At 67.8% G+C, this 10,667-nt stretch carries 11 protein-coding genes and 1 pseudogene; 9 read left to right on the top strand and 3 right to left on the bottom strand.

Annotated features, from left to right (window positions below; all coding sequences use genetic code 11):
• Positions 1 to 22 precede the first annotated feature (22 nt).
• From AB0H32_RS29695 to AB0H32_RS29710, 4 genes are all read left to right on the top strand, one after another.
• Positions 23 to 934, top strand: coding sequence for an isocitrate lyase/PEP mutase family protein (locus AB0H32_RS29695; RefSeq protein ID WP_361126531.1), 912 nt, complete (start codon positions 23 to 25; stop codon positions 932 to 934).
• The gene (locus tag AB0H32_RS29700; RefSeq protein WP_361126534.1) at positions 934 to 2,187 is read left to right on the top strand and encodes an aconitase/3-isopropylmalate dehydratase large subunit family protein; all 1,254 of its coding nucleotides are present in this window, start codon (positions 934 to 936) and stop codon (positions 2,185 to 2,187) included. The genes AB0H32_RS29695 and AB0H32_RS29700 overlap by 1 nt, the downstream gene beginning before the upstream one ends.
• The gene (locus AB0H32_RS29705; protein WP_361126537.1) at positions 2,187 to 2,705 is read left to right on the top strand and encodes a 3-isopropylmalate dehydratase; all 519 of its coding nucleotides are present in this window, start codon (positions 2,187 to 2,189) and stop codon (positions 2,703 to 2,705) included. The genes AB0H32_RS29700 and AB0H32_RS29705 overlap by 1 nt, the downstream gene beginning before the upstream one ends.
• Before the next feature lie 88 nt (positions 2,706 to 2,793).
• Positions 2,794 to 3,489, top strand: a complete 696-nt coding sequence (locus tag AB0H32_RS29710; RefSeq protein ID WP_361126540.1) for an MBL fold metallo-hydrolase — start codon at positions 2,794 to 2,796, stop codon at positions 3,487 to 3,489.
• Positions 3,490 to 3,551: 62 nt separating this feature from the next.
• Here the strand turns inward: AB0H32_RS29710 and AB0H32_RS29715 are convergent, their stop codons facing one another.
• Positions 3,552 to 3,932 carry a hypothetical protein gene (locus AB0H32_RS29715; protein ID WP_361126543.1) on the bottom strand — a complete coding sequence of 127 codons (381 nt, stop codon included), beginning with the start codon at positions 3,930 to 3,932 and terminating at the stop codon, positions 3,552 to 3,554.
• A gap of 142 nt (positions 3,933 to 4,074) precedes the next feature.
• Here AB0H32_RS29715 and AB0H32_RS29720 point away from each other — a divergent pair, with 142 nt between their 5' ends.
• Positions 4,075 to 4,617 (top strand): sigma-70 family RNA polymerase sigma factor, encoded by a 543-nt coding sequence (locus AB0H32_RS29720; RefSeq protein WP_361126546.1) that lies wholly within the window; start codon positions 4,075 to 4,077, stop codon positions 4,615 to 4,617.
• Between the two features lie 90 nt (positions 4,618 to 4,707).
• Here the strand turns inward: AB0H32_RS29720 and AB0H32_RS29725 are convergent, their stop codons facing one another.
• Complete coding sequence (locus tag AB0H32_RS29725; protein WP_361126549.1) at positions 4,708 to 6,156, bottom strand: hypothetical protein; 1,449 nt, start codon at positions 6,154 to 6,156, stop codon at positions 4,708 to 4,710.
• Positions 6,157 to 6,815: 659 nt separating this feature from the next.
• Here AB0H32_RS29725 and AB0H32_RS29730 point away from each other — a divergent pair.
• From AB0H32_RS29730 to AB0H32_RS29740, 3 genes and pseudogenes are all read left to right on the top strand, one after another.
• Positions 6,816 to 7,013 carry a hypothetical protein gene (locus AB0H32_RS29730; RefSeq protein WP_361126552.1) on the top strand — a complete coding sequence of 66 codons (198 nt, stop codon included), beginning with the start codon at positions 6,816 to 6,818 and terminating at the stop codon, positions 7,011 to 7,013.
• The gene (locus tag AB0H32_RS29735; protein WP_361126555.1) at positions 7,010 to 7,294 is read left to right on the top strand and encodes a hypothetical protein; all 285 of its coding nucleotides are present in this window, start codon (positions 7,010 to 7,012) and stop codon (positions 7,292 to 7,294) included. Before AB0H32_RS29730 ends, AB0H32_RS29735 begins: the two co-directional genes overlap by 4 nt.
• 650 nt (positions 7,295 to 7,944) lie before the next feature.
• A pseudogene (locus AB0H32_RS29740) lies at positions 7,945 to 8,088 on the top strand (IS5/IS1182 family transposase); the annotation flags it as partial.
• Between the two features lie 391 nt (positions 8,089 to 8,479).
• Here the strand turns inward: AB0H32_RS29740 and AB0H32_RS29745 are convergent.
• Entirely contained in the window at positions 8,480 to 9,751 is a 1,272-nt protein-coding gene (locus tag AB0H32_RS29745; RefSeq protein WP_361126558.1) for a CHRD domain-containing protein, read from the bottom strand.
• Between the two features lie 140 nt (positions 9,752 to 9,891).
• Between AB0H32_RS29745 and AB0H32_RS29750 the strand changes: the two genes are divergently transcribed.
• On the top strand, positions 9,892 to 10,464 hold the full coding sequence (locus AB0H32_RS29750; protein ID WP_361126561.1) for a hypothetical protein: 573 nt from the start codon (positions 9,892 to 9,894) through the stop codon (positions 10,462 to 10,464).
• The last annotated feature ends 203 nt before the right edge of the window (positions 10,465 to 10,667 follow it).

Consider the following 10,667-nt stretch of genomic DNA (forward strand, 5'->3'; position numbering starts at 1 on the left):
TCACAAACTGCAAGGAGTCCTCATGTCACCGTCGTCACAGGCAAGTTCCACCTCGACGACGCCCACCACCGCCGGTGGCCGGCTGCGCTCGCTACTCGCCCAAGGGGGCCTGATCACCGCCCCGGGCGTGTTCGACGGCCTGTCCGCCCACCTCGTGGCCCGCACCGGTTTCAGCGCCGCTTACCTCAGTGGCGCAGGGGTGTCCGTCGCCGGGTTCGGCCTGCCCGACATCGGGCTGCTCACCCAGAGCGAGATGACCGACCGGGCCCGCATCGTGGTCACCGCACTCGACGGCATCCCGCTCATCGCCGACGCCGACACCGGCTACGGCGCACCGATGCACGTCGCGCGCACCGTGCGTGAATACGAGAAGGCCGGTGTAGCAGCCCTCCACCTGGAGGACCAGGCATTCCCGAAAAAGTGCGGCCACCTGCCCGACAAGGAGCTCGTCTCCCCCGAGGAATTCACCGAGAAGCTGGACGCCGCCCTCCAGGCACGCACCAACGACGACCTTGTGATCATCGCCCGTACGGACGCCCGCGGACCACTGGGCATCGACGAAGCAATCGACCGGGCGGGCCGCTACGCGGCCGCGGGCGCCGATGTCCTCTTCATCGAAGCTCCGCAGAACATCGGGGAGATCGAGAGGATCGCCGCCGAGGTGGACGCCCCGCTGTTGATCAACATGGTGCAGGGAGGCCTCACCCCCGACACCGCACCCGACCGGCTCGCCGAACTCGGCTTCCGGATTGCCATCCACCCCGGAGCCCTGCTCGCCCCCTATGTGCTCCATGGGCTGGAGGCCCTGGGCCGCCTCGGCGGCACCATGCCCGAAGCCACGCCCGGCCCGCAGGGCCTGTTCGAACTCGTCGGGCTGCGCGAGTGGTCCGAAATCGGCGAGCGATACCGCGACCACACCAAGGACGGTGCCTGATGGGCATGACCATGATGGAGAAGATCCTTGCCCGCAAAGCCGGCCTGGAGAAGGTCAGCGCCGGTGACACAGTGGTCTGCGACGTCGACATGACCGTGATGATCGACCTGCAGTTCGCCACCAGCTGGGTCCAACCGTTGAAGATCAACGACCCCGACAAGGTCGCGGTCATCATGGACCACGCTGTGCCCGCCCCCAACGTGCACGACGCCATAGGCGGCACCCACGCCCGCGCCTTCGCCCGCGACTTCCACATTGAGAAGTTCTACGACGTCGGCCGCCACGGCATCTGCCACCAGGTCATCGCCGAGAACGGCCTCGCCCGCCCTGGCGAGATCCTCGCCTGCACCGACTCCCACACCTGCGCCGCAGGCGCCTACAACACAGCCGCACGCGGTCTCGGCCCGGCGGAGGTGTACTCGATCCTGTGCACCGGCAAAACCTGGTTCCAGGCCGCGCCCACCATCCGCTACGAATTCACCGGCACCAAGCCCGACGCCGTCTCCGGCAAGGACATCTTCCTGTACATCGCCGGAACCTACGGCGACGCCACCAACCACAACCTCGAATACGGCGGACCGGGCCTCGCCTCCATCCCCATGAACGACCGGCGCACCATCGCCACCCAAGGCGCCGAAATCTCCGCCGACTTCTCCACCTTCCCCATCGACGACCTCGCCCGCGACTTCCTCGCCGCCCACGGAGCACCCCCCGGTTCCTACACGGCAGCCGACCCGGACCCGGACGCCAGCTACGCCGCCGTACGCAGCGTTGACCTCTCGTCGCTGGAGCCCTACGTAGCCCGTCCCGGCACCGTCAGCCACAACTCGCTGCCGATCTCAGCGATCGAGAAGCGTCCGGTCAACCAGTGCTTCATCGGATCCTGCGCCAACGGGCAACTCGAAGACCTCAAGATCGCCGCCGACATCGTGCGTGGCCGCAAGGTCGCGCCGGGAGTACGCCTGCTGATTACGCCGGCGTCCCAGGAGGTCTACAGGGACGCCATGCGCGCCGGCTACCTGCAGGACCTCGCCGATGCGGGCGCGGTGGTCACCAACTCCACCTGCGGTGCCTGCTTCGGTTACCACATGGGCCTGCTCGCCCCCGGCGAGGTCTGCCTGACATCCTCCACCCGCAATTTCACCGGCCGTATGGGCAGCCCCGACGCGGAGATCTACATGGCCTCCCCCGCCACCGTCGCCGCCTCCGCCCTCACCGGCCGCGTCACCGACCCGCGAGGGGAACTCAGCTGATGGACACCCTCATCACCGGACGCGTCTGGGTGGTCGGCGACTCCGTCACCACCGACGCCATGTACCCCGCGTTCGCCATGAAGCTGCCCGTGCCCGAAGCCGCGAGGCACATCTTCTACGAGCTGCGCCCGGGATGGACCGACGAGGTCGAGAAGGGCGACATCGTTGTGGCGGGCCGCAACTTCGGCCTCGGCTCGTCCCGTCCCGTCGCCGCGCTGTTTCGTGAGCTGGGCATCACCGCGCTGATCGCGGAGGAGTTCAACTCCCTATTCCTGCGTAACTGCATCAATCACGGCCTACCCGCCCTGACCGTCCCCGGCGCCACCACGGCCTTCACCGACGGCGACACCGCACGCCTCGATTTCGCCGAAGGCTGGGCCGAGAACACCAGGTCCGGCACCCGGCTGAACGGAGGCGCGCTGCCGCCTTTGGTCCTCGACATCCTCGCCAACGGCGGCATCCTGCCCAAACTCGCCCACGAAGGCTACATACCCGCCCCGGTCGCACGCAGCCATTGAGCCTGGTGCAGGGGGCGGTGCCGCTACCACCCCCAGCACGGTCCTCTCCCCGTTGGAAAATGCACGCTGCACGATTCAAGGAACTCTCATGCACAGCCAGCTCGCTCCCGGCGTCACTCGGATCGCCACCAGCAAGCGTGACAACGCCTTCCTGATCGAGGGCGACGACGGCCTCACCCTCGTCGACGTCGGATGGTCCAAAGCCCCCGGCGTACTTCTCCACACGGTCACCGACCTGGGCCGCAAGCCCTCCGACATCCGGCGCGTCATCCTCACCCACGCCCACCCCGACCACGTACAAGGCGCCGCCGAACTCCGCCGCCACACCGGCGCACACATCCTCATCCACGACGCCGACCGAGCCTGGCTGGAATCCGGACGCGTACCGGCCCAAGGACGATCGGGCGCCATCGGCCGCCTCATTGACCACCTGCCCAAACTCCACTGGACCCCCACCACCGCCGACGGCACCGTCTCCGACGGAGACTTGGTGGAAGGCAGCGACGGGCTACGCGTCATCCACACCCCCGGCCACTCCCCCGGCCACATCGTGCTGATGCACGAACCGAGCCGGACCATCCTCATGGGGGACGCAGCCTTCAACCGCGGCAAACTCGCCATCGGCCCCGCCGCACTCGCCGCCGATCCCAAACTGCGACCCGGTAGCCTGGCCCGCATCCCCCAGGACCTCAAAGCAGTCGGCTTCGCCCACGGCGCGCCTCTGGCCGACGGCGAGGTCCACACCTTCCAGCAATTTCTTCAACAACTGCCCACGGAATCCTAGACGCGGGTACCGTCCGCAGCCGCTCACCGGGCTCAAGCGCTGACCAGCACCGAGCTTGAGTCCTACGGCCTGTCTCTACGCGCGAGACCCCCGTCCCAGACAGGTCTACCTATCAGAGCGTTCGCTTCCAAGTAACGGCCGTGGACGGCCCGGTACCCCTCAAGCGCGTGCAACTCCAGCGTTGCGGCCGGCTGGAAGCCGTGTTCACCGCAGCCGTGCCTGGCCTCCTGGTCCACGTCCGCGAGCAGGACGGGACGCTCCTTGTCCAACCACCCCACAGCGCTGCGTCGGTCGGCGAACAGCTCCACCGTCACCGCACACCAACTGGCCAACAGCACAAGGCCGTTGCAGGAGAGAGCCGCGTTCTCGAAGGTGGGTACGAACGTCAGAAATTCGTCAGCGTTCCGGCAGTGGCCGCTGCTTACGCTCGCCGCGGACTGCATTCACAAGGACTTCACCCGCGATCGCCACGAACCACGTGCTGGCGGGCGGCCATCGACAACCGAACCGGGTCTGGCCGGCCTGCTTCCCTCGCGCCATATGCAGTACGGCACTTGCACGACTCTTCATTTCGGGAACTGGACCATGAACATGATCACCGCTGCGGACGCCTCGACGGCCGCACGCCAGAGGGACCTGCTGCACACCCTGATCTCCGACCACGCGAAGGCGCTGCTCGCCTATGTCGAGAAGTTGCTGAATGATCGCCACGCTGCGGAGGACATCGTCCAAGAAACCCTCATCCGCGCCTGGCATCACCTGGAGCGGCTCTACGGCACCGAGGGCTCGGTACGGGGCTGGCTGCTCACTGTGGCCCGCAACCTGGTTGTCGACAGGCTGCGCAGTGCCACCCACCGCCACGAAACCATCGGCGCCGAGGGACGCGACATGGCTCGGCACGACGATGCCGAAGGGGTGATCCTTCGGGCCGAGGTCACCGCCTTGCTGCGACAACTGCCCTACGAGCACCGTGAGGTGCTGATGCACATCTACCTGGGCGACAAGACCATTGAGGAGACGGCACGGCTACTCGGCATACCGGCAGGCACCGTCAAATCCCGTCAGCACTACGCGCTCATCAGCCTACGCGCGAAGGTGAAGACAGGCGCGGGCACCCGCGCACGGTAGGCCGAACCTCAAGCCCGGTCTTTCCCATACTGGCCTGCACAGCGCACAGTGGAGGGGGCCGGGCCGTCAGCTTCGCCACGAGCATATGAGTCACGCCGGAACGGTAAGCTTCACATCCAGCGCCGGGATGTCCACATCGCCGTCGGAATCAGCGTACCAACGCCAGTGTGCACCGCTCACCTCGCCGTACACGAGCCCCGTCCAGCCCGCACCGCCGGGTCCGCACAGCGCGGTCAACTCCGCGGCCTCCTGCCCGGTGGGGGTGCCCGCCACGACGACGAGGCCCATGACCGGGCGACGTGAGGCGGCTCCGCGCACGGTGCCGTGCACCGGCATGGATCCCGTGGCAGGCGGAAGTTCGGCTCGGCCGAGTCGTGTGAGGCCGGCAGGAAGGGTGAGAGGAAGAGCGCCATCCTCTCCGCGCAGAACGGTCACCGGTGTGTTTGGCCGGATGCGCGCGATCTCCGCCAGCACGTTCTGCACCACGTCGCGGGCCACGCCCTGGTCACCGGTCACGCTTAGGACACCATCGAGTCGGCTGAGATCCACGAAAACGGCCTCGCCCTCGGTGTCGGTCCCTACCCGCACCAGGCACGTGGCGGAGGTCGCCGCCGACGATGCCGTACCAACGTCCGCCGGGCTGTTCAACCAGCCGGCCTCGGCAGTGGCGCGTCGCCAGCGCGTGCTGTCAACGTTTCGCCAGGGAGCCTCCAGGGCGTCGGAGGCCGACAGCCATGCCGTCGCACCGGCGTTGTCGACACGCAGTGCGTACACCGAGGTCTCCCGTCGGCGCCGTCCGGCCGCGAATTCGGCGACCGTGCCGTACGCCCGCCGGACCGAGTCGGCGTCGGTAGCGAACCGCCGTCCCACCGCACGGCGCAGCATGAGCCGGCGCCGCCGCCTGACCGGGGCACCCAGCCCACGGCCCGCGCGCATCACGGCGCCGTACGCCCCGCGCACCTTGCGCCTGCCCACGATGCCGGCGGTGACCAGCGCGAGGACGATGGCAGCGAGCACCGCAACGGCTGCGGTCAGCGGAATGGTGAGCATGGTGGACCCGGCGGCTGTCGTGCGGTTGCCGCCGCTCGGCGCACCTGCCCCGTCGGGGCGGGAGGAAGGGGTGCCCTGGTTTCCGGTGTCCCGAGCCTGTCGTACGTCGGGCCCCGAGGCGTCCTCCGGCAACCGCAGAATCCAGCCCGGACGCAACTGGTCGTCAGGGCCGTTCAGCGCGCGGCCGTCCGGCTGGGCCAGACCGCGGTTGAGGTCGAGGATCTCCTTGGCCCGCGAGGCGTCGCCCAGTGTGCTTGCCGCGATGGACGCCAGGGTGGCGAGTTGTCCCCCGGTCTGTGCGGGTTCCTGGACGACGAACACTTTGATCAGGTCGTCATCGTCCGCCGCCGTCGCGGACGCGGCCACGCCCAGTGCCATGAGGCAGCCGATCAGGACTGCGGCGAGGGCACGGAGCGCGGTCCGCGCACCGCGGTACGCCTTGCCGATTCCCGGCCTCTGCGGGGGCGGGGCACCGATGCCGTTGCTCATGTTGTTCGTCCACGTCCTCTCGTGTGCCTTCCGGATGCACCCACTACACGGAGTCGCTCGGTCGAATCGTTCACAAGAGAATCTGAACCATCAGCCACCTACGGACCGACTCGCCGAGTCCCACTGGCACGAACCCTGCGCGCGAGCGCCGGCTCCGCTCAGGGGCGCCGGCGACAGCGACGAGAGCACGCTGCCCAGCTCCGTACCTCTGCTGAACCGGCTGGACATCGAGCCGTCCACGGCGGAGGCGGTCGTAGCCGGTGGTTGCTCGGGGACCGCAGCATCAGGGCCTCTCTGGGCGTCGTCTACGACGGGGAATTCGCCGTCGACCTGGTCCGTGACGGTCCGCACGCGCTGATTGCGGGAACGACCAGTCCCGGCAAGTCGGAGCTGCTGCAGACCCTGTGGCCATGCCGGCGGTGGTGAACCGGCCCGACTAGATGACGCTGCGGCAGCTCAGCACCGAACGAGACCAGGGCACGCTCCACGAGGCGGGTATCGAGATCGGTGACCAGGCCGACGGTGTGCGGCAGGTCGGCACACTCTGCGAAGGCGCTGCCGCCCTTGTAGTCGACCGGTGCGATGGCTCTTCGGCCCCTCGGCCCTCCTGCCCTTCCAGGCGAGCCGGGTCGGCGGTCCCGGCGGGCGCGGAGGTGCATGTGCAGGCGATCTCCTGGCGCGATCTGGGTGCCTCGCTGCCCGTCGGCCGGCCCCGCGGCGGTTCCGGCTCCGCGCAGTCGGAGACCGCCACTGTTCCGGCGGTTCTGACGATGGCCATCGCGCAGGCGGATCGGCTCGCCGGTGTGACCCGGCAGGCGAGTCCCTGGCTCCCGCCGCTACCTGCGCTGCTGGAGTGACCGCGCCGCCATCGCCGCCCGCGCCCAAGCCCACCGCGGAACGACAGGCCGCGCTGTCGGCGGTGGAGTACGGCATGGTCGACCTGTCGCCCCAGCAGAACCGCTCGCCGTTGGTGCTCGACCTGTACCAGGCTGGCCAACTGCACACCATCGGGTCGCCCCTCAGCGGACGTTCCCAGACGCTGCGCACCCTGGCCGGCTCGCTCAACGCGCTACCGCACTGCGGCGCCGCGTCGGCCGTAACCAGATCAAGCGGCTGGGACGGCTGCTGGACGGGCTGATCGCCGAACTGACCTCTCGGCAGGGCGTACGCGAAGGCCAGGGCACTGCCGACCTCACAGATCTGCGACGCCTGCAGGCCGCACACGAGCGACTGCCCCACAGTAGGCAATGCCGTGACTGTGTTGGCGGGGTGCTGACAACTGGTCCGGTGGGTGCTTGTCTGGTGGGAGCGGGGCGGTGTCAGCAGGGGGGTCGCGATGCCGCTGCGGCCGGAGAACCGTCAGAAGATCCCGGTCAGGACGGTGCGGACAGCAAGGGCAGCGTGTCCGAATGGCACTCCGACCATGCTGATCAGGGACCGCGGACACCGAGGCCAACGAGGCCGCCTTCGGACGACGGCCTTCCTGCTGACCGTTCGAGCACATGCGCCGAGGATGGGCAGCGCGACCCGCAGAGCCGAGATGGGCCGGAAATCGCCGACTGGCATGGTACGTCCGGCGCCCTGGGAAAGTGATCAGTGATCGGAAATGAGGCTGTCCAAGGTCAGCTCCGTCGAGAGGGCCTGTCGTTTGTCGACACAAATGCGAGGCGGGGATGAACAGTTCACTTCGCTTCCAGCTCCCGCGGAGCACTACCGCATGAGCTTGCTCTCGTGTGAGGAGCATCATTGGTTGTCCGCGCACATGACCGTGCATGGCCGCGCACGGAGGAACGCTGGGCGGTCGAGCGAACCTACGGCTGGCTCATGCTCCACCGCCGGCCGGCCCGCGGCTCCGAAACCCTCCCCGCCCGTTCCGAAACCATGATCCACCCTGCCATGACCGATCTCATGGCCCGCCACCTCACCGACGAAGCATCCCGCCGCGTTCGCCATGCCGGGGGGCAGGTCCTGGTACCTGGTTGCCGGCACGGGGCAAAGCGGGAAGAGCGGGTCCATTGCGCCTGGTCGAGGCTGATTCGGGGTCCCCTCGCGATCTCGGGTAGTGGGGAGTTGCCGGTTTCGTCGCCTCCGGAGCCGGGGCGTCGTCCGCCGCTACGCATGCGGAATGCACGGAGGCAGCAGCGTCGGCCGAGGAGCCCCGCATCTGGCGTTCCAGCTTGTCGGATCGGCAGCGGGACGTCGACTCGGGCGGCCGACGGCATGGTGTCGCCGGACAGGGACTGACTCCCTCATGGACGGATGCCGCAAGGTGTCGGGGAAAGGACAGAGCCGGTGTGGAGTTGAACCACACCGGCCCGGGGCCTCAGACGTCGCCGAAGAAGACGGACGAGATCTTGTTGTCGAAGTCGACGCCGGCGAGGTCGGTGGTGTCACCCTTGATCACGAGGCTCTCGCCGGTGCAGCCCTTGCCGGACCACACCTTCACCGGCTGGCCGGTCTGGATGGCGGAGGTGACGCCGGGCCGGAAGACGTTGACGCAGCCGCTGCCGGAGATGCCCTGGGACGGGTTGTCTTCGGAGAAGGAGCCCGGCTCGTCGAAGAGGACGGCGTTCCCCTGGCGCGGCGGGGCCTGCGTGTCGGCGTTGTCGCCGCCGGCGTTCTGCCCCTTGTCGTCCCTGGCCGCCTCACGGCCGAAGAGCTGACCGCGCACGGCTCCGTCCGGGAATTCCGAGGTGTGCAGGTTGGCGTAGAAGCCAGAGGGGTGGTTCCGGATCTGCTTCACCACAGCCGGGTCCTGGTCCTGCGCGGTGCCCGAGATCGCGAAGATGCCGTTGGGCACGGCAGTGGCGAACAGCGGCACCTTGACGTCGCCGTTCTTGCCGAAGTCGCCCTGGTGGATGTGGCCCAAAGTCGGAGCGGGAATGTTCACCCAGGCCATCGAGTAGTCGACCGCCTGGCCGTGTGGGTGCACGAAGGTGATGGCGTGTCCGTCAGGATCGCCGACCTTCTTGCCCGGGGCGGGAACCTCCTGGGAACCGTCCATGAGGGCGAGCTGCGAGCTGCCGTTGATGATGCTCATCGGGTTCACCTGGTACTTGACCGGCTTGAGCTGCCCGCGGACCGCGCCGCCGGGGAACTCCTTGCTGTGCAGGTTGAGGTAGAAACCGGCCGGATTCGTGCGCAGCTGCTTGGCGAGTACCGCGTCGGTGACACTGGCCTGGCCCGCCGCCGCGTCCACGGTGGCGGGCATCGCGGTAGTGAACAGGGGGACCTTGACGTCGCCGTTCTTGCCGAAGACGCCCTGGTGGATGTGGCCCAGAGTCGGAGTACCAATACCCCGCCACTTCAGAGCGAAGGTGACCCGGTCACCCTTCACCTGCACGACGGCCTGGGCAGAACCGTCGGGATCGCCCACAGCCGGACCGCTGGCCACCGGAACCTCCTGGGCGCCTGTGAGCGTGGCGGTGAACGAGGCGGACGGCCCGTGTGCGGGGGTCTTGACCGGGTCGCCGGACGCCTGGGCCATGTTCATGCCGCCATGACTGTCGTGACCACCCTGAGCGAGGGCGGGTGAGGCCGCGCCGACACCGAGCGTCACGACAGTGGTAGCGAGGGCAAGGATGATCTTGCGCACGTTTTCCAGCCTTCCGTATGAGATGGCCCCTTCAGGGGCGTTGCAACCTGAACAACGCAGCCGGAGTCTGAACAGGTCAGTGCCGAACGAAAAAATTCTTCGCCGTACTGTGAACTCCGCGCGGCTTCGGACACGTTGCCATGGATGACAACAGCCACCCTGTGGAGCGCCCTTACGGATTTTCGTCAGGCTCCATGGGCCGGCGGCCAGATCTCTCGAAGGATTTCCTGATCATGCGTACTCGTAGCGTCATGTTCGCGGCAGGAGCCGTTTCCGCTGCTCTGCTCACGCTCTCCGCCTGCGGCGGCAACGCATCGGAGAAGAAGAAGGACGCCGAAAACAAGGCGGCGGCTCCCGTCTCGGTGCGAGTCGCCGACTCGGAGTACGGGCGCATCCTTGTCGACCGGTCGGGCCGCACGCTCTACGCCTTCACCAAGGACAAGGAAGGCGTGAGCAATTGCGGTCCCTCATGCATCGCGGTCTGGCCGGCCCTGACCTCTTCGTCCGCCGTCAGGACGGGCGCCGGCGCACAGCAGTCACTCCTGGCCAAAACGCAGCGCACCACGGGTGTGTCGCAGGTGATGTACAACAAGTGGCCGCTGTACTACTACGCCGGTGACGCAGTCGCCGGTGATGCCAACGGCCAGGGCATCGACGGAGAGTGGTTCATCGTCTCGGCGGACGGAAAGCTGCTGAAGAAGCAATCCTCCTGACAGCCCTCCCTTTCTTCATACACATGACATCACATTGGGCGGCCACCATTCAGCCCGCTTTCAGGAAGGCACGAGCTGTCCGGCTGAAAGGAGGAAAGCCCCGTGATCACGGCTTCCAAAAGCCGTTCGAGCCTCCTCGTGACCAATCCCTCCCTTGGGCTGCCAAGCCCACCGCCGGGTCGACCGTGAAATGCTGTCAGCGG

Source organism: Streptomyces sp. NPDC020362 (assembly GCF_040642095.1).
In the GTDB taxonomy this organism is placed as follows: Bacteria; Actinomycetota; Actinomycetes; order Streptomycetales; family Streptomycetaceae; genus Streptomyces.

Coding starts and splice junctions, on each gene's coding strand:
- AB0H32_RS29695 (WP_361126531.1), top strand. CDS start 23: ATGTCACCGTCGTCACAGGCAAGTTCCACCTCGACGACGCCCACCACC.
- AB0H32_RS29700 (WP_361126534.1), top strand. CDS start 934: ATGGGCATGACCATGATGGAGAAGATCCTTGCCCGCAAAGCCGGCCTG.
- AB0H32_RS29705 (WP_361126537.1), top strand. CDS start 2,187: ATGGACACCCTCATCACCGGACGCGTCTGGGTGGTCGGCGACTCCGTC.
- AB0H32_RS29710 (WP_361126540.1), top strand. CDS start 2,794: ATGCACAGCCAGCTCGCTCCCGGCGTCACTCGGATCGCCACCAGCAAG.
- AB0H32_RS29715 (WP_361126543.1), bottom strand. CDS start 3,932: ATGCAGTCCGCGGCGAGCGTAAGCAGCGGCCACTGCCGGAACGCTGAC.
- AB0H32_RS29720 (WP_361126546.1), top strand. CDS start 4,075: ATGAACATGATCACCGCTGCGGACGCCTCGACGGCCGCACGCCAGAGG.
- AB0H32_RS29725 (WP_361126549.1), bottom strand. CDS start 6,156: ATGAGCAACGGCATCGGTGCCCCGCCCCCGCAGAGGCCGGGAATCGGC.
- AB0H32_RS29750 (WP_361126561.1), top strand. CDS start 9,892: ATGGATGACAACAGCCACCCTGTGGAGCGCCCTTACGGATTTTCGTCA.